This window comes from Rhodanobacter sp. Root179, from assembly GCF_001428465.1.
GTDB lineage: Bacteria > Pseudomonadota > Gammaproteobacteria > Xanthomonadales > Rhodanobacteraceae > Rhodanobacter.
Genome location: NZ_LMHR01000068.1, coordinates 35,865 through 59,412, shown reverse-complemented (window position 1 = coordinate 59,412; position 23,548 = coordinate 35,865). Strand labels below are relative to the sequence as shown.

Sequence of the window (23,548 nt, the reverse complement as noted above, 5' to 3'; positions counted from 1 at the left end):
GCGGGGCGCCGTTGAATTACAGGAGGGAGGGTGTGCGTCGCGCGGAGGGCGCAAGGGGACAGGACTGTCCCGACGGACGCGAGGAATCTAGCACCCGTCGTGGTTCGGCGTAAAGCCTCGCGAGCCTGCCGGGCTGTGCCGGACAGGCTGCGGATGACGGATCTGCAACGGGTGGCTCAGATGGCCTTGTCGATCATCTGGGTCAGCTGACCCTTGCTGACGGCGCCGATCTGGGTCGCCTCGACCTTGCCGTTCTTGAACACCATCAGGGTCGGGATGCCGCGCACGCCGTAGGTGCGCGGGGTCTGCTGGTTCTGGTCGATGTTGACCTTGACGATGCGCAGCTTGCCTTCGTACTGGCTGGCCAGCTCGTCCAGCATCGGCGCGATGGCCTTGCACGGGCCGCACCATTCCGCCCAGAAATCCAGCAGCACGGGGGTTTCGGACTTGAGCACCTGCTCTTCGAAGGCGTCGTCGTTCACATGGGTAATCAGGTCGCTCACCGGGGATCTCCGTGGCAGGGGGCCAGAACTGGCAGGCCGAAAACAATGGGGTGGTCGGGGCGGAAAAACAAGGAGTGACGACGGGCGGGGCCGTCATCGGCTACACTCAGGCGCCCACGAAGCGCGGGTTGAGCCGGAAACAGGTCTTGCCGGGGCGGCAGATCTTCATTCCAGCGCAACTCCGGGCACGATTCAAGGGTGGCCTTCCAGGCCGCCCGTCAGACCGCCGGCAAAGACGGCGTCGCAGGGATCTGGATGGCAGAGGTCCAGCGAGCAAGGCAATGCAGATTTGGCCAGGTTTTCCGATCGTTCGAGGCGAACAGCCGCGGCTGTTCAACGAAAGGGAGAGGGAAAGTTGACCAAATCTGCGTAGTCGCAGCCGCTGGCACTCTGCCCAGCAGACTCCTCCGCGTCGCCAGCTTGTTGACCCTGACGATTGAACGCTTCGCTGCGCATCGCGCACCCCGTCCTGCACCGTTTCGCGCCGAGGTTCGGCCGCCGAAACGGGTGCAGCGCATCACGCCGCCGTCAGGCCAAGGTCCCGAATTCCCCATATGTCCCAAACCGTACTCACCGAAACCTTCTTCACCAACTTCGATCTTCATCCGCTGCTGCAGCAGGGCCTGGACGACAGCGGCTTCACCCGCTGCACGCCGATCCAGGAAATGACTCTGCCGCTGGCGCTGGCCGGTCGCGACGTCGCCGGCCAGGCGCAGACCGGCACCGGCAAGACCTGCGCCTTCCTGGTCGCACTGATGAACCGCCTGCTGACCACGCCCGCCGTGGCCGACCGCAAGGACAGCGACCCGCGTGCGCTGATCATCGCGCCCACCCGCGAACTGGCGATCCAGATCGACAAGGATGCGCGCAACATCGGCCAGCACACCGGCCTGAAGACCGCGCTGATCTACGGCGGCGTCGACTACGACAAGCAGCGCCAGCAGCTGAAGGACGGTTGCGACATCATCATCGCCACCCCGGGCCGCATGCTCGACTACCACAAGCAGGGCGTGTTCAACCTCAACAGCGTCGAGGTGATGGTGATCGACGAGGCGGACCGCATGTTCGACCTCGGCTTCATCAAGGACGTGCGCTTCATCTTCCGCAAGCTGCCGCCGCGCGAGCAGCGCCAGGTGCTGCTGTTCTCCGCCACCTTGAGCCATCGCGTGCTGGAGCTGGCCTACGAGCACATGCACGAGGCCGAGAAGCTGGTGGTGGAAAGCGACAACGTCACCGCCGACAAGGTGCGCCAGGTCGTCTACTTCCCGGCCAAGGAAGAAAAGATGCCGCTGCTGCTGAACCTGATCGACAGGCACCAGCCCGCCCGCAGCATCATCTTCGTCAACACCAAGGCGGCCGCCGAACGGATCACCGAGCGGGTGAAGCGCCACGGCTGCCGCGTCGGCGCGATCTCCGGCGACGTGCCGCAGCTGAAGCGGCAGAAGCTGCTGCAGCGTTTCCAGGAAGGCCAGCTGGACATCCTGGTCGCCACCGACGTGGCCGCCCGCGGCCTGCACATCCCGGCGGTCAGCCACGTGTTCAACTACGACCTGCCGCACGACGCCGAGGATTACGTGCACCGCATCGGCCGCACCGCCCGGCTCGGTGCCGAGGGCGATGCGATCAGCTTCGCCTGCGACCTGTACGCGATGTCGCTGCCGGATATCGAGACGTATATCGGGCAGAGCATTCCCGTCGCATCGATGGACCCCGACCTGCTGGTGATGCCGAAGCCGCGCGCGGTCGATGCCGAGTTTGCCGCGAATGCCGCTGCCGACAGCGCCGAGTTCGGCGACGTGGTGCCGCCGCGTCCGGGCGAGAAGCCGCGTCGCGGCAGTGATTCCAGCCGTGGCGGCGAGCGTGGCCGCGGTCCCCGCAGCGGCGGCGCGTCGCGGCCGCCGCGCGAGCGCAAGCCCGCCACCGAGACGGCCGTCGCCAGCGAGCAGCCAGTGGCCGTGGCCGTGCACAGGACCGAGGCGGTCGCTGGTGCCGACGGCAGCGTCACCGCCGAAGGCGCGCGCAAGCCGCGCCGTCGTCGTGGTGGCCGCAATCGTCGCCGTGAAGGTGCGCCGGCCGACGGCGTGGCCACGAACGGCCAGACCGGCGCCGTCGCCGAGGGCAACCGCGCCCCGCGTGGCGAGCGTCGCCCGCCGCGCGAGCGCAACGTCACCCAGCCCACCGAGAGTCCCGCGCACAGCCGGCCCTCGCGCCAGGTGGCGGTGACCTCGGGCAAGGCCGTCGAGCAGGCCCATCCGCAGAAGCCGGGCCTGTTCCGCCGCCTGACGAAATTGTTCACCGGCCGCTGAAGCCCGACCGGGGCGGGCCGACGGCCCGCTCCCGATCCGCCGCGTCTGAATCAACCGCGGCGGATCGGCGTGGCAAGACGTCATCTTGGTGCCGGCATCCCTTATCCTTGCGGTTGATACGAAGCAACGCAGGCTCGGGGACGCTCGGTGATCCAATTCGACCAGGTCAGCAAACGCTACGAGGGCGGCCACGAGGCGCTCTCGCAGTTGTCGTTCGAGGTGCCCACGGGCGAGATGGCCTTCGTCACCGGACATTCCGGTGCCGGCAAGAGCACCTTGCTGAAACTGCTGGGGCTGATCGAACGGCCATCGCACGGCACGATCAGCGTGGACGGCAAGAGCCTGGCGAAGATCCGCCACAGCGGCATACCGAAGTGGCGCCGGCACCTGGGCATGGTGTTCCAGGATCATCGCCTGCTGCTCGATCGCAGCGTGTTCGCCAACGTCGAGTTGCCGCTGGTGATCGGCGGCATCGCCCGGCCCGAGCGTGCGCGACGGGTGCGCGCGGCGCTGGAGAAGGTCGGCCTGCTCGCCTACGAACGGCAGCTGCCGGCCACGCTGTCCACCGGCGAGCAGCAGCGCGTCGGCATCGCCCGCGCCATCGTGGCGCGACCCAGCCTGCTGATCGCCGACGAACCCACCGGCAACCTCGATCCGCAACTGGCGGTGGAAATCATGGGCCTGTTCGACGAATTCCAGCAGGTCGGCACCACCGTGCTGATCGCCAGCCACGACCTGCCGCTGATCAAGCGCATGAAGAAGCGGGTGATCGTGCTGGACCATGGCCGGCTGGTCGCGGACCTGGCGGCGCAGGAGGTGTTGTGAGCGAGTCTTCCGAATCCGTGCGGGTGGCGGCGGATGCGCCGCAGCGCAACGGCCACAGCCGCGGCAGTCGCTTCGGCAGCTGGCAGGAACACCATCGCTGGAGTGCCGGCTCCAGCCTGCGCCGGCTGGCATCGCGCCCGCTCGGCAGCCTGCTGACGATCGCCGTGATGGGGCTGGCGCTGGCCTTGCCGCTGGCGTTCTACCTGCTGCTGGGCAACGTGCAGCAGCTCGGCCAGGCGCTGGGCCAGAGCCAGTCGATCAGCGTGTTCCTGCAGCCGGGGCAGGGCGCCTCGCAGGCACAGCTGCTGGCGAAACAGATCGGCGACCGGCCCGAGCTGGCCGCGGTCAGCGTGAAGACGCCGCAGCAGGGCATGGACGAACTGGCGAAGATGCAGGGTTTCTCCGGCGCGCTGCAGACGCTGGACGACAACCCGCTGCCCTACGTGCTGCAACTGCAGCCGCGCGACGGCACCACGGCGCAGGCGCTGGAACAGCTGGTGGTCGACGTGCGCGGCATGCGCGGCGTCGAACTGGTGCAGGACAGCGGAACCTGGCGCCAGCGCCTGGACGCGCTGCTCGGCGTGGGCAATCGCGTGGTGCTGGTGCTGGCCTCGCTGCTGGCCCTGGCCGCCCTGCTGGTGGTGGGCAACACGGTGCGAGTGGACATCGCCAGTCGCAGCGAGGAGATCGGCGTGCTGCTGCTGGTCGGCGCCAGCGGTGCCTTCATCCGGCGGCCGTATCTGTATGCGGGAATCTGGTACGGCCTGTTCAGCGGCGTGCTGGCCGCCTGCGTGGCGGTGCTGATCGAATGGACGCTGGCCGCGCCGGTGGCCCAATTGAGCCACGCGTATGACGGCAAGCTGCAGGTCGGCGGCCTGCCGGCGTGGTTGCTGCTGGCGGTGCCGCTGGTTGCCGCGGCGCTGGGCTGGCTCGGCGCGCGCCTGGTCAGTGCCTGGCAATTGCGCAAGGCGGGCTAGGAGCGGTGACGTGAATCGCAGCGCCGGGGGCGGCATTCGGTGCACTATGCGCTTTCAGGCTTGTGCAGGGGATGCGCTTGCAGGTTCTCTGGTCGGGGATGGCCACGGGTCAAGTGGATGAGCCAAGCAATGAGTACGAAGATCAGCAGCCGTCTGCTCACCGACGCACCGCGGGTGCTGGTGGTCGACGGTTCGCGCGTGGTGCGGCAGTTGATCACCCGGGTGCTGCAGGCCGAGCTGCCCGGGGTCGAGGTGGTCGGTTGCGGCAGCGGCGCCGAGGCACAGCAGGTGCTGGGCGAGGGCGTGTTCGATTTCATCACCATCGCGCTGCGGCTGCCCGACATGGACGGACTGGAACTGGCGCGTTTCGTGCGCGAGTCGGCGCCGCAGACCTATGTGCCGATCGTGGTGGTTTCCGGTGACGTCGAGGGACGCCTGCACAGCCGCTCGCTGGGCGAGCACGTCACCGACTATTTCGACAAGTCGCTGGGCTTCCAGGCGCTGGCGGAATTCATCCGCGGCTACGTGAGCCCGGACGCCAGCGCCGAGGGCGTGGTGCTGTACGTCGAGGACAGCCGCGTGGTGGCACTGGCCACCCGTCGCATGCTGGAGAAGGTCGGTCTTACCGTGCGTCACGTGGTCAGCGTGGAAGATGCGCTGGCACTGATGGAAACCTCGCGCGCGCAGGGCGAGGTGGGCGCCGACGTGGTGCTGACCGACGTCAGCCTGAAGGGCGAACTGACCGGTGGCGACCTGCTCGAGCACATCCGCAACGAGTTCGGTTACGGCAAGGGCCGACTGCCGGTGCTGGTGATGACCGGCGACGAGAACCCGGCCAACCAGGCCGCGCTGATCAAGTCCGGCGCCAACGACCTGGTCGAGAAACCGGTCGAGGAAAAATTGCTGATCACCAAGGTGCTGTTCCAGTTGCGCGTGGCCAGGCACCTGCGCGAGCACACGGCCGAGGCATGAGCGAGGCGGCGAAGGTCCGGCTGGAACCCTCGTGGCTCGCGCGCGTCGGCGACTACCTGCAGCGTCCGGACATGCAGGCGCTGGCGGCCTTCCTGCGCGACGAGATTCATCACGGCAAGCGCATCTATCCGCCCGGGCCGGAGATGTTTTCGGCGTTCGCGCATACGCCGTTCGAGGCGGTGCGGGTGGTGATCCTGGGCCAGGACCCGTACCACGGCCCCGGCCAGGCGCACGGCCTGTGTTTCTCGGTGCGCCCCGGCGTGCGGGTGCCGCCGTCGCTGGACAACATCTTCAAGGAAATCCAGCGCGACCTCGGCATCGCGCGCCCCGATCATGGCTGCCTGACGCCCTGGGCCGACCGCGGCGTGCTGCTGCTCAACAGCGTGCTGACGGTGGAAGAGGGCCGCGCCGGCGCGCACCAGGGCAAAGGCTGGGAAGGTTTCACCGACGCGGCAATCGATGCGCTCAACCGCGAGCGCGAAGGGATCGTGTTCCTGCTGTGGGGCAGCTACGCGCAGCGCAAGGGCCAGCTGATCGACACGACTCGCCACTGCGTGCTGAAGTCGGTGCACCCCTCGCCGCTGTCGGCCCATCGGGGCTTCCTTGGTTGCGGCCACTTCTCCGCGGCCAACCGCTATCTGGAAAGCCGCGGTCAGTCGCCGATCGACTGGTCGCTGCCGCCGCGGGCTTCGCTTCCCGTCGCTTGAGATGAAGACGGCCAGTGCTGGCGACCCATCAGCACGGCTCGCACATGGGCTTTCGCGCGACCAACGGCATCGGCCAGCGGATGGCCGCGGGCCACGCCCGCCGCGATGCCCGCCGAGAGCATGCAGCCGGTGCCGTGCAGACGGCGGGTGTCTATCCACGGCGCGGCGAAGCGCTGCGTGCCTTCGGCGGTGATCAGCAGGTCGACCGCTTCCGCCAGCGCGGCATGGCCGCCTTTCATCAGCACCGATCGCGATCCGATCGCGAGCAGGGCGCGGCCTTGTGCCTCCATGTCAGGCTCGCCTTGAGCACACGTCGTGCCGAGCAATGCGGCCGCTTCGGCCAGGTTCGGCGCAAGGCAATCGGCCAGCGGCAGCAGGCGCGAGCGCACCAGGTGCAGCGCGCCCTCGTCCAGCAGTCGGGTGCCCGAGCTGGCGATGAGCACCGGGTCGATGATCACGAAGGGCGGGCGGCGGCGCTCCAGCTGTCCGGCCACGGCCGCGACGATATCGGCGTTGGCCAGCATGCCCAGCTTCACGGCGCGGACGTCGATCTCGTCGAACACGGCGTCCAGTTGCGCATTTACCATCGCGGCGGACATCGCCTGTACGGCGCGGATGCCCGTGGTGTTCTGCGCGGTGACCGCAGTCACGGCGGTAGCACCGTCGACGCCGAAGGCGGCGAAGGTCTTCAGGTCGGCCTGGATGCCGGCGCCGCCGCAGGAGTCGGAGCCGGCGATGGAGAGCACGCTGGCTGCCGGCGTCACGCCTCTGTGCGTCACGATGGCAGGCCGGCGAGCGTCACCAGCGCCAGCTGACGGTAGCCACGGGATTGCAGCTGTCGGGCGGCACGCCATGCGCGCAAACCGCTCTGGCAGCACAGCACGACACGGCAATCGGTGGGCGGGTGTTCGGCGACGAACGCGGCGATGCGTTCGGGGCTGCAGCGCAAGGCGTTTGCCAGCGGGGAGGTCGGCGCTTCGTCAAGACTGCGCAGATCGATCACGACGTCGCGGGGCGTGACCTCGTCGACGTCGATGAAGCGCAGCACCTCGCCTTCGGGTTCGCCGGCATGGTGGAAATCGAAGCCGCCGAACGCCAGCCGGCCGGCGTCGAAACTCGTCAGTCGGCCCAGCGGCGATGGCTCGATGCCCAGCAGCCACTGCAGCACGAACTGCGCCTGCAGGCTGCCGAGCAGGCCGACCACGCTGCCCAGCACGCCGGCGCTGCTGCAACTGGCGGCGCGTGCGGGCATCTCGGGAAACACCGCGCGGTAGCTGGGCGCGCCGGCGCAGAAGCCGCCGACGTAGCCGGCCAGGCCGACCGCCGACGCGCTGATCAGGGGCGTGTGCTGTTGCAGGCAGGCGTCGCTCAGGACGTAGGTGGCGGCGAGACTGTCCGCGGCATCGACGACGATGTCGGCCGCGGCGACCAGCGCCGTCGCGTTGCCTGGCGTCAGCCGCTGCGCCAGCGCTTCCACCGCGATGTCCGGGTTCAGGCGCAGCAGCGCAGCGCGCGCCGCTTCCACCTTGCGTGCGCCGATGTCGGCCATCGTGTACAGCGGTTGCCGGTGCAGGTTGCTCTCTTCGACGCGGTCGGGGTCAACGACGATCAGCCGGCCGATGCCGGCGGCGGCCAGGTAGTGCAACACGGGACAGCCGAGGCCGCCGGCGCCGACCACCAGCACGCGGGCCGCGGCGAGTCGAGCCTGGCCGCTCGGGCCGACTTCGGGCAGGACGATCTGGCGCGCGTAGCGGTCGGTCATGCGCGCGCGCCGGTAGAAGCGATCCATTCCGCGACGCGGATGGCCGGCTCGGGATGCCGGGTCACGTCGCTGACCACGGCGACGCTGTCCGCGCCGGCGTCGAAACAACCGGCGGCGCGCCCCAGCGTGATGCCGCCGATCGCCACCAGCGGCCGCCTGCCGACCCGCCGTTTCCACTCACCGATGCGCGGCAAACCCTGCGGCGCCCACGGCATCGCCTTGAGCGTGGTGGGATAGATCGGACCCAGCGCAACGTAGTCGGGGGCGAACGCCAGCGCCTGTTCCAGCTCGGCGTGATCGTGCGTGCTGATGCCGAGCCTCGCGCCGCGCGCGCGGATCGCCTTCAGGTCCGCCGCGAGCAGATCCTGCTGGCCGAGGTGGATGAAGTCGGCGCCTTCGTCCAGCGCGATCTGCCAGTGATCGTTGACCACCAGTTGCACCTGCCGCGCGCGGCAGGCCGCCAGCGCCGCGCGCACTTCATGACGAACCTGCGCCGGCGACCGTTCCTTGATGCGCAACTGCAGCAGCCGGACGCCGAGCGGGGCGAGTCGACCGACCCAGTCGGCGCTGTCCACGATCGGGTAGAACGCGGGGAACGCGTTCATGCCAGCCACGCCGTGCCTGCCACCGGCGTCGAGGGCACGGCGAGATCGCGCGGCTCCATCGGTTGCGCCTCGAAGCCGGCGCGGCCCGCCTCGATCGCCCGTGCGAACGCCCCGGCCATCGCCACCGGATCGCCGGCCATGGCCACCGCGGTGTTCAGCAGCACGCCGTCGACGCCCAGCTCCATCGCCTGCACCGCGTGCGACGGGCGGCCGATGCCGGCGTCCACGATCAGCGGCACGTCCGGGAAGTGCGCGCGCAGCGCACGCAGGCCGAACACATTGTTGAGCCCGCGGCCGCTGCCGATCGGCGCGCCCCACGGCATCAGCACGCGGCAGCCGGCCTGCAGCAGACGATCGGCCACCACCAGGTCCTCGGTGGTGTACGGAAACACCTCGAAGCCGTCGGCGGCCAGTTCGGCCGCGGCCTCGACCAGGCCGAACACGTCGGGCTGCAGCGTGTCGGCATCGCCGATCACCTCCAGCTTGATCCAGGCGGTGTGGAAGATCTCGCGCGCCATCCTGGCGGTGGTCACCGCTTCCTTCGCCGAGTGGCAGCCGGCGGTGTTCGGCAGCACGCGCACGCCGAGGTCGCGGATCAGCGACCAGAAGTCCTGGCCGCTGCGCTGCGTGCCCGCTTCGCGCCGCAGCGACACGGTGACCACCTCGGTACCGGAGGCGCGCACCGCTTCGGCGAGGATCGCCGGCGAGGGGTAACGCGCGCTGCCCAGCAACAGGCGCGAGCCCAGTTCGATGCCGTAGAGATTCATGGCTCAGCCGCCCTGCATCGGTGCGAGGATTTCCAGCGCGTCGCCCTCGGCCAGTGCGGTCGTGTCGCGCTGGCTGGCCGCCACGAAGCGGCCGTTCACGGCCGTGGCGACGACGGCCTGGTGGTAATCAAGTTCGTCCAGCGCCTGCGCCAGGGTGGTGGCGCGTATCGCGCGGGCGACGCCGTTCACGGTGATGTGCATGAAGCGGTTTCCGGGAGGGTGGGAAGGATCATCTGCGCGGCCTGCCGGGCGAACGCCGGCGCCAGCAGGAAGCCGTGGCGGTAAAGCCCGTTGAGGTACACGGTGCGGCCGCGCCTGAGCACGCGCGGCAGGTTGTCGGCGAAGGCCGGGCGCAGGCCCACGCCCAGTTCCAGGATCTCGGCCTCGCCGAACGCCGGGTGCAGCGCGTACGCGGCGTTGAGCATGTCCATCGCCGAACGCACGGTGACCGGGCCGCGGCTGCTGCTTTCCAGCAGCGTGCCGCCGAGCATGAAGACACCGTCGCCGCGCGGCACCACGTACAACCCAAAGCGCGGATGCAGCAGGCGCACCGGGCGCGACAACGGGAGGTCGGGCGAGCGCACGACGATCATTTCGCCACGTACGCCGCGCAGATCCTCCAGCGTGTCGCGCGCGGCAAGGCCACGGCAGTCGAGTACCTGGTCCGCAGCGATGCGTTCGGCATCGGCGTCGACGCCATGGCGGATCGTCACGCCCATGGCCTTCAGTTGCGCGGCCAGCGCGGGCAGCGCGCGGCGTGGATCGAGGTGGGCTTCATCAGGGAAGAACAAGGCCTTGCGGAAACGCCCGGCCAGTTCCGGTTCCAGCGCGCCGATGCGCGCGGCATCGATCGGTTCGAAGCGCTCGGTACGCCGGCCGAACAGAGTCAGCTCGCCGGCGTCGCGGCTGGCCGCGACGACCAGCGTGCCGCGCTGCACGGTCCCGTCGAAATGGCGCCGCCACCACGCGATGGCGGGCGCGCCCAACGCGGCCACCTGCGGCTCGGCGGTGGCCTGCTCGCACCACGGCGCCAGCATGCCGCCGGCGACCCACGCGCAGGCCTGCGCGTGGTCTGGCGCGCGCTCGATGATCTCCACCCGGGCGCCGCGCTCGGCCAGCTCGATCGCCGCGACCAGGCCGGCGACGCCCGCGCCGAGGATGCCGATGCGCATGGCGGCTACTCCCCGGTCGGCACGTAGAGCGTGGCGCCGCGTTCGACGAACTCGCGCGACTTGCCGTCCAGACTGGCCTGCAGCGCGGCTTCTTCCATCTCGCGTACTTCGCGGCGCAGATCCTGGGTGATCTGCATCGAGCAGAACTTCGGCCCGCACATCGAGCAGAAATGCGCGACCTTGTGCGCTTCCTTCGGCAGCGTGGCGTCGTGGTAGGCGCGTGCCGTGTCGGGGTCGAGCGACAGGTTGAACTGATCCTCCCAGCGGAATTCGAAGCGCGCGCGCGACAGCGCGTCGTCGCGGCGCTGTGCCGCCGGATGGCCTTTGGCGAGGTCGGCGGCGTGCGCGGCGATCTTGTAGGTGATGACGCCGGTCTTGACGTCGTCGCGATTCGGCAGGCCGAGGTGTTCTTTCGGCGTGACATAGCAGAGCATCGCGGTGCCGAACCAGCCGATCATCGCCGCGCCGATGCCCGAGGTGATGTGGTCGTAGCCCGGTGCGATGTCGGTGGTCAGCGGGCCGAGCGTGTAAAACGGCGCCTCGGCGCAGTGCTGCAGCTGCTTGTCCATGTTGAGCCGGATCTTGTGCATCGGCACGTGGCCGGGCCCTTCGATCATCACCTGGCAGCCGTGTTCCCACGCGATCCGGGTCAGCTCGCCCAGGGTTTCCAGCTCGGCGAACTGGGCCGCGTCGTTGGCGTCGGCGATCGAGCCGGGGCGCAGGCCGTCGCCCAGCGAGAAGGCGACGTCGTAGCGGCGCATGATCTGGCAGATCTCGGCGAAGTGTTCGTACAGGAAACTCTCGCGGTGATGGCTCAGGCACCAGCGCGCCATGATCGAGCCGCCGCGCGAGACGATGCCGGTGACCCGCTGCGCGGTCAGCGGCACGTGCTGCAGGCGCACGCCGGCATGGATGGTGAAGTAGTCCACGCCCTGCTCGGCCTGCTCGATCAGGGTGTCGCGGAAGACCTCCCAGTTCAGCCGGGCCGGATCGCCGCCGACTTTCTCCAGCGCCTGGTAGATCGGCACGGTGCCGATCGGCACCGGCGAGTTGCGGATGATCCACGAGCGGATGTTGTGGATGTGGCGGCCGGTGGAGAGGTCCATGATGGTGTCCGCGCCCCAGCGGATCGCCCACACCAGTTTCTCGACCTCTTCGGCGACGCCGGAGGACACCGCCGAGTTGCCGATGTTCGCGTTGACCTTCACCAGGAAGTTGCGCCCGATCACCATCGGCTCCAGCTCGCCATGGTTGATGTTGGCGGGGAGGATCGCGCGGCCCCGCGCGATCTCGCTGCGTACGAACTCCGGCGTGACCAGGGCGGGCAGGGCCGCGCCGAACGCCTCGCCATCGGCCAGCCGGGCGACGTCGTCCTCGTGCATCCGGGTGCGCGCCAGATTCTCGCGCTGGGCCGCGTAGACCATTTCCTCGGTGATGATGCCGGCGCGGGCGAACTCCAGCTGGGTCACCGGCTGGCCCGGCCCGCCCATGCGCAAGGTGCGCTGCGCGGGACACGGCGCCACCAGCCGTTCCGCGCCGACCCCGCCGTTGTCTTCCGGGCGGGCGGCGCGGCCTTCGATGGTCGCGAAGCCGCGCGCCGCGATCCACGCGTCGCGCAGTGGCGGCAGGCCGGCGGCGAGATCGATCCGCGCGTCGTCGTCGGTGTACGGCCCGGACGGATCGTAGACCTGCAGCGTCGGCGTCAGCGGGTCCTTCAGCGTGATCTCGCGCATCGGCACGCGCAGCGACGGATGCCCGGGCGGCGTCACGTAGACCTTGCGCGAGCCGCGGATTGGCCCGGTGGTGACGGTCGAGGGTGCGGCAGCGGCGGGATGATTCATGGATCTCCTCCTTGGATGGAGATCCGGGGCGTGACGCTGCAACGGCGCACGGGCGCGCCGACTGGGGCCGCCCATGGTGATTCCCGTTCCTACGCCGGCATGACCCGGATCAGGTTCAAGGGTCAGCTCGCGCTATCTCAGCCCCTTGCGGGGCACCCCTCGGAATGCGCCGGAGGATGGCGGCGGGGTCGAAGGCTGTCAAGCGGATGGCACGACCTCTGGCACTCGCGGCGGCGGGCGAACCGCGTTCCGATGCTGACGTGGGAAACCCCTAGGGTCGATCGCGACGCGTCGTGGACGTAACTCCGGCCAGGCTGGGGACGAAGGAAAGAAAGGGCTGGACAGTCCAGTTCAATATCTGTACCATTCGGTTCATTAAAAGCCCGGAACCAAACGCCGGACTTAGCACTCCAACCACCCGAGTGCTAAACTTTGATGTCATTGAAGGAGGTTCCATCCATGTCTCAAGCCTTGGTGACCGCCAACTTCCCGCTGCCGAGTGTCGTCGGCAGCCTGGATGCGTATATCTCTGCGGTCCATCGGATTCCCGTGCTGAGCTCGGAAGAAGAGCAGGCGCTGTCGCGCGACTACCTCGAAGAGGCCAACCTGGGCGCCGCGAAGAAGCTGGTGATGTCGCACCTGCGTTTCGTGGTCCACGTGGCGCGTGGCTACAGCGGCTACGGCCTGCAGCTGGCCGACCTGATCCAGGAAGGCAACATCGGCCTGATGAAGGCGGTCAAGCGTTTCGATCCCGACCAGGGCGTGCGCCTGGTCAGCTTCGCGGTGCACTGGATTCGTGCCGAGATGCATGAGTTCATCCTGAAGAACTGGCGCATCGTGAAGGTCGCCACCACCAAGGCGCAGCGCAAGCTGTTCTTCAACCTGCGCAAAAGCAAGAAGCGCCTGGGCTGGATGAACGCGGCGGAAGTCAGCACGGTGGCGAAGGATCTGGGCGTGCCCGAGGCCACGGTGCGCGAGATGGAATCGCGCCTGTCCGGTCGCGACATCGGTTTCGAGGCTCCGGCCGACGCCGATGACGACGCCAAGCCGGCTCCGGCGGCGTTCCTGATCGACGACGGCGCCGACCCGTACGAGAACGTGGCCGACGAAGATTACGCCGACAACCAGATGCAGACGCTGACCGATGCGCTGAGCCATCTGGACAAGCGTTCGCGCGACATCATCCAGCGCCGCTGGCTGGACGACGACAACAAGGCCACGCTGCAGGATCTGGCCGACGAGTACGGCGTTTCCGCCGAGCGCATCCGCCAGGTCGAGGCGAACGCGATGAAGAAGATGCGCGGGCTGTTCGCCACCGCATGATCCGATTCCCGTAGCGACGTCCGCCCAGGAATGGGTGGACAGCAAGACGGCCCCGTGAGGGGCCGTTTTCGTATGCGTGATCGCGATTGTGGACGGTGTGTCTAGCGCCGTACCGCCGCGGGCTGGCGCAGCGCCATGCCCTTCAGCACGTTCAGTGCCTGCGACAGGGCGTAGTCGCTGGTGGCCAGTTTCGCATCGGCGGCGCTGCCGTCGTTGTTGATGTCGGTGCCGGTCGCCGCGTTCTCGTTGGCCAGATGGTTGGGCAGGTCGGCTTCCGAACTGATCAGCACCGGGCCGCTGTCGGCCTTGTTGACGGTGAGGTCGGCCAGCGCGATGTCGGGCTTGATCCCTTCGGCCTGGATCGAGGTGCCGTTCGGTGTGTAGTAGCGCGCGGTGGTGATCTTCACGGCGTGGTCGGCGTCCAGCGGCAGCACGGTTTGCACCACGCCCTTGCCGAACGTGCGCTGGCCCATGATCAGGGCGCGATGGTTGTCCTTCAGCGCGCCGGAGACGATTTCGGCGGCCGATGCGGTGCCGTTGTTGGTCAGCACGATCAGCGGGGCGCCATCGAGCTGGTCGCCGGGGTGCGCCTTGAAGCTCATGTTGGCGTCCTGCAGGCGGCCGCGGGTGGTGACGATGACGCCGGCGTCGAGGAAGTCGTCGCTGACGCCGACCGCGGCAGTGAGCAGGCCACCCGGGTTGTTGCGCAGGTCGAGCACCGCGCCCTTGGGCGCGCCGTTCTTCCTGATCAGTTCGGCCAGCTTGTGCTCGAGATCGCTGGCGGTGTCTTCCTGGAACTGGCTGATCCGCACATAGGCGTAGCCGGGTTCCAGTTCGCGCACCTTGATGCTGCTCACCGAGATGTTCTCGCGCACCAGCTGCAGGTCGACCAACTTGTCGCTGTTCGGATGCACGACAGTCAGCTCGATCTTGCTGCCCGGCTTGCCGCGCAGCTGGCGGAACATGTCATCCACGTTCTGCGCATCGATCAGCGTGCCGTTGATCTTGACGATGTTGTCGCCGGGCTTGATCCCCGCGCGCGCGGCCGGCGTGTCGTCGATCGGCGAGACGATGCGCAGGCCGCCGTCGACCTGCAGCACCTCGATGCCCAGGCCGCTGTATTCGCCGGTGGTGTCCTCGTTGAGCTGGGTCAGGCCGTCCTTGTCCAGGTATTCACTGTGCGGATCGAGCCCGGCCAGCATGCCGGTGATCGCGGCCTTCATCAGGGTCTTGTCGTCGACCTTCTCCACGTACGCCTGGCGCACCACCTCATAGACCCGGCTGAAGTTGCGGATGTCATCGAGGTCCACCGCGCTCGGCGCACTGGTGGCCGTGCTGCTGGTGGCGGGCAGGTCGACCGGGGCGGCGACGCTGGCGCTGCCGGCGGGCGTGTCCTGGGCGTGGCTGGCCGGCAGCGCCAACGCAAGCGGAGTGGCCAGCAGCAGGGCGAGCGGGATACGGGAGGTTGGACGCATGAAGGGTGACTCCGCACAACGGACAGGCAACGCGCTCGCACGCGGTGAAAAGGGGCGCAACCACTGGGACAACCAAACCCCGGCGGAATTCAGCGCAGGCGTGCCTAGCCTGCGTCGGGGTCGCGCCGGCGTCAACGGCGCTGGCTCAGCCAGCTGCGCGGGTCGACCGGCTTGCCGTTCTTGCGCAACTCGAAATACACGCCGGTGTTGATGCCGGTGGGCGGGCTGGCGGTGCCGATCACCTGGCCGGCCTCGACCTGGTCGCCGACGTCGCGCAGCAGGCTTTCGTTGTTGCCGTACATGCTCATCCAGCCATTGCCATGGTTGACGATCAGCAACATGCCGTAGCCGCGCAGGAAGCCCGCGTAGATCACCTTGCCGCGCGCCACCGCATGGATGTCGCTGCCGCCGCCGGCCTTGATCAGCACGCCGTTGCCGTAGCTGTTGACCACGCCGCTGGCCGGCCATGGCAGGTTGCCGCGGATGTTGGCAGCGGCGCCGCCCACCTCGATCGGCGGTGGCGGCTTGCGCCCGGGGTGCTTGCGCACCGCTTCCGCGCGTTCGGCGGCGGCGCGCCGGGCGGCCTCGTCGATCGCCTTCTGCAACTTGTCGAGCAGGTTGTTCAGCGATTGCGCGTTCTGCTTCAGGGCGGTCAGCTTCTGCGCCTGGTCCTTGTACTGGGCGTCGGCGGCGGCGGCCAGCTTCTGCTGGGCGGCGCGCTGCTGGCCGAGCTCGGCGGCCTGCTGTTCGCGCTTCGCCTTGACCGCCTGCAACGCCTGCTGCTCGGCGGTGATCGAGCTTTCCAGCTGTTGCAGGGTGGCCAGGTCGCCCATCAGCTTCTGCACCCGCTGCACGCGGTCCTGCTGGAAATACTTCGAGTACACCAGCGCCCGCGCGATGCGCGCCACGTCCTCGTCGCCCAGCAGCAGGCGCAGGTCCGAGCCATGGCCCAGCGCATAGGTGGCGCGCAGCAGATCGGCGATCGCGGCCCGCTGGCTGTGCAGGTTCTGGTTCAGCACGCCGCGTTGCTGCTGCAGCTGTTCGAGCTGGGCCTGCTTGGCGGTCAGTTCGGCGTCCGTCTGGCGCACCATCCGCGCCGCCTTGGCCAGCGCATTGGCCTGCCTGGCCAGTTCCGCATTGACGCTGTCACGGCGGGCTGCGGTGTCGGCCTGCTGCTGCGCCAGCGCCTTCATCTTCTGCTGCAGCTCGGCCAGCTTCTTCTTCGCCGCGGCCTGTTCGGTGCTGCTGCCCTGGGTCGGGTGGGCGATCGCCGCGGAGTGGAGCACACCCCAGGCCAGCAGGGCGCCAAGCAGGCGGGGGGCGAATGAACGGGCGACGCGAGGGCGTATGGGCATGGCCCGATTATCGCCGAGCTGGCGGCCCGTGGGCGAACCGGCGACGAGTCGCTGGAGATCGCCGCCCCGCATGGCGTAAATTCGGATGATGTGCCTGATCGCTTTCGCCTGGAAAAGCCACCCGCGCTGGCGCCTGCTGCTGGCCGGCAACCGCGACGAATTCCATGCGCGCCCGAGCCTCGCGCTGGCGCGCTGGGACGACCTGCCGATCATCGGCGGCCGCGACCGCGAGGCCGGCGGCACCTGGTTGGGGGTCAACGAAGACGGGCGCTGCGGCGTGGTGACCAATGTCCGTGATCCGGCAGACCCGCAGCGGGGTGCTTCGCGGGGCCTGCTGATCACCGACTATCTTGCCGGCAAGGTCGATGCGCCACGCCACGCGCAGCATATGCTGACTGCCGGCGCGCAGTACCGGCCGTTCAACCTGCTGACCTTCGACCCGCATGCCGCGTTCTACCTGGGCAATCGTCCCGAGCCGCGCATGCAGCCGGTGACGCCGGGCGTGCACGGCCTGTCCAACGCCGACTTCAACACGCCGTGGCCGAAGACGCGCGCACTGATGCGGCGAGTGCAGGCGTGGATCGACAGAGGCGACGAAGCGGATTTCGGTGAGCTGTTCGAGGCGCTGGCCGACGAGCGGCAAGCACCGGATGAGCAATTGCCGGATACCGGGGTGGGGCTGGAACGCGAACGCTGGCTGTCGTCGGCCTTCATCCGCGGCGAACACTACGGCACCCGCGCCAGCACGCTGGTGGCGATCGGTCATGACGGGAAGGGCGTGATCGTCGAGCGGCGGTTCGGCCCGCTGGGAAGCTTCGAGGGCGAGACGACGCTGCACTTCGCCAGCCCGTCGCCGGGCTGAACCCAGGCCAGAAGCCCCGCGCCTACGTGCGCCATCGGCATCCTCGACTGCCGGCATGGCCGCGGGCCGGCTAGCCTGCCTGCAATGTCCACGGAACGGAGCAAAGCATGCGTGCAGGGAAGCTGTTGATGATCGCGTTGCTGGTGCTGGTGCTGGTGCTGGCTGCAAGCGCGGCGCGGGCCACCGACTGCCCCGGCTGGTCGCCGACGCAGGCACGCGAGGAGATGCTGGCGCTGCACGATCGCCTGGATGGCTGGAATCGTGCCTATCGGGTCAGCGGCCAGTCGCCGGTCGACGACGCCGTCTACGACCAGTCGCAGCAGCGGCTGGCGCAATGGACGCGCTGCTTTCCTTCGCAGGCGCCGCAGGCGCTGGCGCAGCTTGCCGACGCCGGCGGCACGGCAAGCTCGCCGGTGGCGCAGACCGGCCTGGCCAAGTTGCCCGACGCGGCGGCCCTGGCGAGGTGGATGCAGCAGCGCGGCGGGCACGACCTGTGGGTGCAGCCGAAGGCCGACGGCGTGGCGGTGACCCTGCTTTACCTGGACGGCCATCTGCGCCAGGCGACCAGCCGCGGCGATGGCCTGCACGGCTCGGACTGGCTGGAAAAGGCGCAGCGCATCGAGGCGATCCCGAAGACGCTTCTGCATGCTCCGAAACGCGTGGTGTTGCAGGGTGAACTGTACTGGCGCCTTCCCGGTCACGTGCAGACCGGGGACGGCGGGGCGAATGCGCGCTCGGCGGTCGCCGGCGCGTTGGCGCGCGACACGCTGGATGCGGACACCGCCGCGCAGATCGGCCTGTTCGTGTGGGACTGGCCCAGCGGTCCGGCCGACATGCCGGCGCGGCTGGCCGGGCTGCAGGCGATGGGGCTGGCCGACAGCGTGACCTATACGCATGCCGTCACCTCACTGGACGAGGTGCAGCGTTGGCGCGAACAGTGGTATCGCCACGCGATGCCGTTCGCCGCCGACGGCACGGTGGTACGCCAGGGCCATCGCCCGCCGGCCTCGAGCTGGCAGCCCTCGCCGCCGACGTGGGCGGTGGCCTGGAAATACCCGGCGGCGTCGGCGCTGGCCCTGGTGCACGCGGTGGACTTCACGATCGGCCGCAGCGGGCGCATCACCCCGGTGCTCGAACTCGAGCCGGTGCAACTGGACGATCATCGGGTGCAGCGGGTCAGCGTGGGCTCGCTCAAACGCTGGCAGGAACTCGACATCCGTCCCGGTGACCAGGTCGAGGTGGTGCTGGCCGGCCTGACCATTCCGCGCCTGCAGTCGGTGGTCTGGCGCGCGCGCCAGCGTGTGCCGGTGACGCCACCCGATCCGGCCCGGCATGGTCCGCTCAGTTGCTGGCAGGCCGGTCCGGGTTGCCAACAGCAGTTCCGTGCGCGGCTGGTCTGGCTGGGCGGTCGCCAGGGCCTGCAACTGGACGGTGTGGGCGAGGACACCTGGCAGGCATTGATCGACGCCGGCCTGATCCACGACTTGCTGGACTGGATGCGGCTCACCCCCGCGCAGCTGGCGACCGTGCCAGGGATCGGCGCCGATCGCGCGGCGGTGCTGGCCCGCGCCTTTGCCGCCGCCCGCGATCGTCCGTTCCCGCACTGGCTGCGTGCGCTCGGCCTGCCCGCGGGCATCGCCAGCGGCCTGTCCGACTGGCAGGCGATGAGCGCACGCGCGGCCGGTGACTGGCAGGCACTGGACGGCATCGGCGCCGGGCGGGCGAACCAGCTGGTGGCGTTCTTCGATTGCGCGGACGTGCGGGCGCAGGCCGCCCGGCTGCACGCGGCGGGCGTGCAGGGCTTCTGAGCGTCAGCTCTTCAGTTCGCCGTCGAGGTAGTACCAGCGGCCGTCCATGCGCACGAAGCGGCTCGTCTCGTGCTGGCGTTGCGCGCGACCGCCGCCCAGGCGGTAGCGGGCCACGAACTCGACCACGGCATGTTCGTCATCGATCTGCTTGGCCTGCCGCACCTCCAGCCCCAACCAGCTGGGCGGCGGTTGCTGCGCCGCCAGTCGCAGCGTGTCCGGCCGGGTGTTGGGATGCCAGCTGGCCAGCAGGTAGTCCTCGCGCTTGAGCACGTAGGCGCTGTAGCGCGAGCGCATCAACTGCTCGGCGCTGGTGGCGGCGCCGCCGTCATGCAGCGATCCGCAACAGGCGGCGTAGCCGGCCGGGTTGCCGCAGGGACATGGGGTCAACGTATCGATGGACTTCATGCCGCCTTTGTACCCGGTTCGGCGGATTCGTGCAGGCGGGCCTCAGCGCCTGTGAAGAAAACCACTTCCTGTGGTTTTCTTCTATCGCGAGTCCGGCGCATGTCCGGACTCGCTCACATGAAACAGTCACTTGCGTGACTGCTTCATGCCCGGCCCTCGTGGCCGGACTGAGAGGTTGAAAAACTCACAACCTCTCAGCCGCGGCGATGCCACACCCGACAGCGGTTGTTCGCCGGCATCGCGATGTCGGCAACCAGCTGCAGGCCGGCCTGGTTCGCCAATGCATCGACCGCTTCCGCATCGCGGATCGCCATGTGTTCGCCGCGTTCCTTCAACCAGACGTCGAACGCGGCATTGCTCTGGCTGCTGTAGCGGCCGTCGTGGTTGAACGGGCCGTAGATGACCACCACGGCATCGCTGGCGAGGATCGTGGGCAGTCGCGCAAACAGCTGCTGCACTTCGTCCCAGCGCATGATGTGCAAGGTGTTGGCGCTGAACACCGCGTCGAACGATCCGGCCGGCCAGTCGCCGCCGACGTCGAATTCCAGCGGTGCCGGCGTGTTCGGCAGTCGTGCATCGTCCAGCCAGGCGCGGATGCCGGGCAGGTTTTCGCGGCGGTCGGAGCTTTGCCAGGTCAGCTGCGGCAACGCCGCGGCAAAGTGCACGGCGTGCTCACCGGTGCCGCTGCCGATCTCCAGCACGTGGCGACGATCGGCGAACTGCTCGCGCAGCACCTCGAGGATCGGTTCGCGATTGCGCTGGCAGGCCGGCGAGCGGGGTTTTTCCACGCCGCGATCGATTCAGGCCGGATGGCCGCGCAGCACTCGCGCCGGCAGCATCAGCAGCGCGTGGAGGAAGGCGAACACCGCGCCGACGGTGATGCCGACCAGCCGGAATGGCAGAAGCACCAGCCACACGATCGGATAGAGCACCAGCGCGAGCAACGCCAGCGGCCAGCAGAACACCAGCAGCAACAGCCAGAGCAGGAAACCAGCCATCGGTCGTTCCTCGCGGTTGGGGATGTCGGAGATTCTAGCGCAGCCAAAACGGCGGCCACAGGTGACTCTCGGCACCCCGCCGTCAGCCGGCCACGGCCTCGACCCGGACGACCAGCGCCACGGTGGCGTCATGCAGGGTGATCTCGACCGCGCCAGCCGCATCGGGGCGCCAGGCGTCGCCGGCCTGCAGCTGTCCGTCGGCGGTATCGATCGCGCCACGGGCACAGAACACCAGGGCGGTGCCGGCGGCCATCGTGCGCGTGCCGGCTTCCGTCCATGCCTGCACCTCGCCACGCACCCGGGCACGACGCAGCATCAGGTTGAAGTCGCGGGTAGGTCCGCCGGCCAAGGCCACGGTGACCTTCGCTTCGCCGGGAAAGGCGAACGGGGCGAACGGCGTGGTCAGCGCATGGATGCGGCCATCGTCCAGCGTCATCGTGAAGCCGGCGCCGTCGAGCAGGGCGATCTGCCGGTCGATGCCCGGGAAAAGCGAGAACGGCGCCGCGCTGTCGACCTCGGCGATGCTGACCCGCCAGTCGAAATCGTCGCCGTGGGCCAGCGTCGGATGGACGGCTATTTCGCGGGTGCGGCCGAGGCCGTTCTTCCACGGCTGCGACGGGCAATCGGCGAGGCGGATGATCATGCGGTTCTCTCGATGACGCGCTCGAACGGCGGCAGCGCGCGCAGCATGCCGGCGCCGTAGCGCTTGGTGACGACGCGGCGGTCCAGCAGCACGATGCGGCCGTGGTCGGTCTCATTGCGGATCAGGCGGCCGCAGTATTGGGTGAGCAGCCGCGTGGCTTCGGGGATGCTGACCTCGATGAACGGATTGCGCCCGCGCGACTCCAGCCATTCGGCGTAGGTGGCGCCGACCGGATCGGTGGGCACCGCGAACGGCAGCTGGGTGATCACCACCGTCTCGCAGAACTTGCCCGGAAGATCGAGGCCCTCGCCGAACGAGGCCAGCCCGAACAGCGTGCTGCCCTTGCCTGCCTCGATGTCGGCGCAGTGCTCGGCGACCAACTGCGACTTGCCCAGCGAGCCTTGCGCACGCACCTTGCGCACCTGGGCGATCGGCAGTTTCTGCAGCACGCGGTCGAGCTTCTGGCGCGAGGTGAACAGCACCAGGTTGCCGGCATCCCAGTCGAGGTTGTCGGCCAGCCACTCGCTGATCTCTTCGGCGTGCGCCTCGCGTGCGTCGGGCAGGGTGCGCATCGCCGGGACTTCCAGCCGGGCCTGTGCGGCAAGGTCGAACGGCGAGGGCAGGCTCAAGGTCACCGCGTCGTTGGGCAGGCCGACGGCGTCGGCGAAGCCGCGGAAATTGCCGCCCGCGCTCAACGTGGCCGAGGTCATCACCACGCCGCTGGCGTTGTCCCACAGCACGTTGCGCAGCAGGCCCGCGGCGGACACCGCCGAGGCGTGGCAGACCAGCTGCTGGTCAGCGCCAAGCGTGACCCAGCGCGCCATGGGCGGGGTGTTGTCGGAGTCCTCACTGGACCATGCACGCCAGCACGCGGCCTGCTTGCCGATGCGCTCCAGCGCCAGGCCCAGTTCGCGCGACAAGGCTTCCTGGGTCGGCCCGCCGTCGGTCATCTCGACCACGGCGCGACGCACCGCGGCCAGCCAGCGCTGCACCTCGCCGGTGAGCAGGTCGAGCATGCGGGCGTGTTCCACCCACGGCCCCGGCAACTGCCCCAGCGAGCCCCGGTACATCGGTTCGTTCTCGGCCGGATCGGGCAGCCAGGCCAGGCGGATTTCCTTCTCCAGTTCCTCCAGCGTGTTGCTCAGTTCCTGCAGTTTTTCGTCGCCCTGGTCGAGGCCGAGCTTGCCCAACCGTTCCTTGTCGGTCAGCGAATAGGCTGCGTGCACCTGCCGGCCGAGCCGGCTCAGCTGGCGCACGGTGGCGGTCATGTAGACCTCGGCGGCGCCGCGGTCGATCGCCTTGCCCGGCACGTGGTGGCCTTCGTCGAAGATGTACAGCGTTTCGTCCGGCCGCGGCAGGATCACGCCGCCCCAGCCCTGCACGCCCTCGGCGCCGCCTTCGCCCGGCATGGTCAGGTCGGCCAGCACCAGGTCCTGGTTGGCCACGATGATCTCGGCGTCGTCGACCGCACGCCGCGCGGCGAAGAACGGGCAGTTCATGAACTGCCCGCACTTGCGTCCGGTGCAGCCGCCGGCGCTGGTGGTGATCATCGGCCGCAGCAGGTCGCTGACCGGTTCGGGCGCGCTGTCCATGTCGCCGTTCCACTCGTTGTGGTCGAACGCCACGCGCAGCTTCGCCAGCGACTGCTTGTCGCGTGCCTGTGGCGGTTTCGCCCACAGCATCAGGTCCGATTCGAAGCCGGCCAGGCCCATCTGCGCGTCGTGGATGCTGTTGGCGGCCATCAGCAGGTTGCGCGGGCACAGGTAGCGACCACGGCCCTTGGCCAGCGCCACCTTGGCCTCGATGCCGTTGAGCTGCAGGTACAGCGGGATGTCCCGTTGCACCAATTGCTCCTGCAGCGCCACTGTGGCGGTGGCGATCAGCAGTTTCTTCTTCTGCGCGCGCGCCACTTCGACGCCGGCGATCAGGTAGGCCATCGACTTGCCGGTGCCGGTCGGCGCCTCGATCACCGCCACGCCGCCGGTCTGGCCGAAGGCCTTGGCCACTTCGGCGATCATCTTTCCCTGCGAGGCGCGCGCCCGGAAACCGGGCAAGCCGTCCTTCAGGCGCGCGTAGGCGGCGCGGATGGCGTCTTTGGTGGTGTCGGCAAGCATGGACGAATCGGCAACCTGTGGCGCGGTCGCGGCTGGGCGTCGGCAGGATCGACGGCCGGCGCGGATGACCGGTACAAAGGCACAGTCTATCGGTATTGCGTGTTCCGCCCCATGCAGGCAGGCTCGGT

General features: G+C 69.0%; 23 protein-coding genes and 1 riboswitch. Of the genes, 8 read left to right on the top strand and 15 right to left on the bottom strand.

Going from position 1 to position 23,548, the window contains the following annotated elements; genetic code table 11:
- Positions 1–176: 176 nt before the first annotated feature.
- Positions 177–503 carry a thioredoxin TrxA gene (gene trxA, locus ASD82_RS06990; RefSeq protein ID WP_007808139.1) on the bottom strand — a complete coding sequence of 109 codons (327 nt, stop codon included), beginning with the start codon at positions 501–503 and terminating at the stop codon, positions 177–179.
- Between the two features lie 554 nt (positions 504–1,057).
- Between trxA and ASD82_RS06985 the strand changes: the two genes are divergently transcribed.
- The 5 genes from ASD82_RS06985 to ung all read left to right on the top strand — a co-directional run bounded on the left by ASD82_RS06985 (position 1,058) and on the right by ung (position 6,290).
- Positions 1,058–2,809: a DEAD/DEAH box helicase gene (locus tag ASD82_RS06985; RefSeq protein WP_056717118.1), complete on the top strand. Its 1,752-nt coding sequence runs from the start codon at positions 1,058–1,060 to the stop codon at positions 2,807–2,809.
- Between the two features lie 147 nt (positions 2,810–2,956).
- Entirely contained in the window at positions 2,957–3,634 is a 678-nt protein-coding gene (gene ftsE, locus ASD82_RS06980) for a cell division ATP-binding protein FtsE (RefSeq protein WP_056717117.1), read from the top strand.
- Positions 3,631–4,611 carry a permease-like cell division protein FtsX gene (gene ftsX / locus ASD82_RS06975; RefSeq protein WP_056717116.1) on the top strand — a complete coding sequence of 327 codons (981 nt, stop codon included), beginning with the start codon at positions 3,631–3,633 and terminating at the stop codon, positions 4,609–4,611. Before ftsE ends, ftsX begins: the two co-directional genes overlap by 4 nt.
- A gap of 129 nt (positions 4,612–4,740) precedes the next feature.
- Positions 4,741–5,583, top strand: a complete 843-nt coding sequence (locus ASD82_RS06970; protein WP_056717115.1) for a response regulator — start codon at positions 4,741–4,743, stop codon at positions 5,581–5,583.
- Entirely contained in the window at positions 5,580–6,290 is a 711-nt protein-coding gene (gene ung, locus ASD82_RS06965; protein ID WP_056717114.1) for a uracil-DNA glycosylase, read from the top strand. The genes ASD82_RS06970 and ung overlap by 4 nt, the downstream gene beginning before the upstream one ends.
- Here ung and thiD read toward each other — a convergent pair.
- The 7 genes from thiD to thiC are packed head-to-tail and all read right to left on the bottom strand — an operon-like array spanning position 6,236 to position 12,437.
- On the bottom strand, positions 6,236–7,069 hold the full coding sequence (gene thiD, locus ASD82_RS06960) for a bifunctional hydroxymethylpyrimidine kinase/phosphomethylpyrimidine kinase (RefSeq protein WP_235580656.1): 834 nt from the start codon (positions 7,067–7,069) through the stop codon (positions 6,236–6,238). The genes ung and thiD overlap by 55 nt on opposite strands.
- Positions 7,066–8,052 (bottom strand): HesA/MoeB/ThiF family protein, encoded by a 987-nt coding sequence (locus ASD82_RS06955; RefSeq protein ID WP_056717129.1) that lies wholly within the window; start codon positions 8,050–8,052, stop codon positions 7,066–7,068. Before ASD82_RS06955 ends, thiD begins: the two co-directional genes overlap by 4 nt.
- A complete protein-coding gene (locus tag ASD82_RS06950; protein WP_056717128.1) occupies positions 8,049–8,657 on the bottom strand; it encodes a thiamine phosphate synthase in 609 nt (202 codons plus the stop codon). Before ASD82_RS06950 ends, ASD82_RS06955 begins: the two co-directional genes overlap by 4 nt.
- On the bottom strand, positions 8,654–9,424 hold the full coding sequence (locus ASD82_RS06945) for a thiazole synthase (protein ID WP_056717113.1): 771 nt from the start codon (positions 9,422–9,424) through the stop codon (positions 8,654–8,656). The genes ASD82_RS06950 and ASD82_RS06945 overlap by 4 nt, the downstream gene beginning before the upstream one ends.
- Positions 9,425–9,427: 3 nt before the next feature.
- On the bottom strand, positions 9,428–9,625 hold the full coding sequence (gene thiS, locus ASD82_RS06940) for a sulfur carrier protein ThiS (protein WP_056717112.1): 198 nt from the start codon (positions 9,623–9,625) through the stop codon (positions 9,428–9,430).
- Complete coding sequence (locus ASD82_RS06935) at positions 9,610–10,596, bottom strand: FAD-dependent oxidoreductase (RefSeq protein ID WP_056717111.1); 987 nt, start codon at positions 10,594–10,596, stop codon at positions 9,610–9,612. Before ASD82_RS06935 ends, thiS begins: the two co-directional genes overlap by 16 nt.
- A 5-nt stretch (positions 10,597–10,601) precedes the next feature.
- On the bottom strand, positions 10,602–12,437 hold the full coding sequence (gene thiC / locus ASD82_RS06930; RefSeq protein ID WP_056717110.1) for a phosphomethylpyrimidine synthase ThiC: 1,836 nt from the start codon (positions 12,435–12,437) through the stop codon (positions 10,602–10,604).
- A 69-nt stretch (positions 12,438–12,506) separates the two neighbouring features.
- Positions 12,507–12,607: riboswitch (TPP riboswitch) on the bottom strand.
- A 289-nt stretch (positions 12,608–12,896) separates the two neighbouring features.
- Here thiC and rpoH point away from each other — a divergent pair.
- Positions 12,897–13,760, top strand: coding sequence for an RNA polymerase sigma factor RpoH (rpoH, locus tag ASD82_RS06925; protein WP_056717109.1), 864 nt, complete (start codon positions 12,897–12,899; stop codon positions 13,758–13,760).
- A 101-nt stretch (positions 13,761–13,861) separates the two neighbouring features.
- Here the strand turns inward: rpoH and ASD82_RS06920 are convergent, their stop codons facing one another.
- Both ASD82_RS06920 and ASD82_RS06915 read right to left on the bottom strand, forming a co-directional pair.
- A complete protein-coding gene (locus ASD82_RS06920; protein ID WP_056717108.1) occupies positions 13,862–15,235 on the bottom strand; it encodes a S41 family peptidase in 1,374 nt (457 codons plus the stop codon).
- Between the two features lie 131 nt (positions 15,236–15,366).
- Positions 15,367–16,662 (bottom strand): peptidoglycan DD-metalloendopeptidase family protein, encoded by a 1,296-nt coding sequence (locus tag ASD82_RS06915; protein WP_157599209.1) that lies wholly within the window; start codon positions 16,660–16,662, stop codon positions 15,367–15,369.
- 16 nt (positions 16,663–16,678) lie between these two features.
- Here ASD82_RS06915 and ASD82_RS06910 point away from each other — a divergent pair, with 16 nt between their 5' ends.
- On the top strand, positions 16,679–17,452 hold the full coding sequence (locus tag ASD82_RS06910; RefSeq protein ID WP_056717126.1) for an NRDE family protein: 774 nt from the start codon (positions 16,679–16,681) through the stop codon (positions 17,450–17,452).
- 107 nt (positions 17,453–17,559) lie between these two features.
- Positions 17,560–19,260 (top strand): NAD-dependent DNA ligase LigB, encoded by a 1,701-nt coding sequence (gene ligB, locus ASD82_RS06905; protein WP_200950242.1) that lies wholly within the window; start codon positions 17,560–17,562, stop codon positions 19,258–19,260.
- 3 nt (positions 19,261–19,263) lie between these two features.
- Here the strand turns inward: ligB and ASD82_RS06900 are convergent, their stop codons facing one another.
- The 5 genes from ASD82_RS06900 to dinG form a co-directional block, all read right to left on the bottom strand.
- Positions 19,264–19,665, bottom strand: a complete 402-nt coding sequence (locus tag ASD82_RS06900; protein WP_056717106.1) for a YchJ family metal-binding protein — start codon at positions 19,663–19,665, stop codon at positions 19,264–19,266.
- Positions 19,666–19,859: 194 nt separating this feature from the next.
- Complete coding sequence (locus tag ASD82_RS06895; RefSeq protein WP_056717105.1) at positions 19,860–20,453, bottom strand: DUF938 domain-containing protein; 594 nt, start codon at positions 20,451–20,453, stop codon at positions 19,860–19,862.
- 12 nt (positions 20,454–20,465) lie between these two features.
- On the bottom strand, positions 20,466–20,663 hold the full coding sequence (locus ASD82_RS06890; protein ID WP_056717104.1) for a hypothetical protein: 198 nt from the start codon (positions 20,661–20,663) through the stop codon (positions 20,466–20,468).
- 82 nt (positions 20,664–20,745) lie between these two features.
- A complete protein-coding gene (locus ASD82_RS06885; RefSeq protein WP_056717103.1) occupies positions 20,746–21,306 on the bottom strand; it encodes a HutD family protein in 561 nt (186 codons plus the stop codon).
- The gene (dinG, locus tag ASD82_RS06880; protein WP_056717102.1) at positions 21,303–23,420 is read right to left on the bottom strand and encodes an ATP-dependent DNA helicase DinG; all 2,118 of its coding nucleotides are present in this window, start codon (positions 23,418–23,420) and stop codon (positions 21,303–21,305) included. Before dinG ends, ASD82_RS06885 begins: the two co-directional genes overlap by 4 nt.
- Between the last annotated feature and the right edge of the window lie 128 nt (positions 23,421–23,548).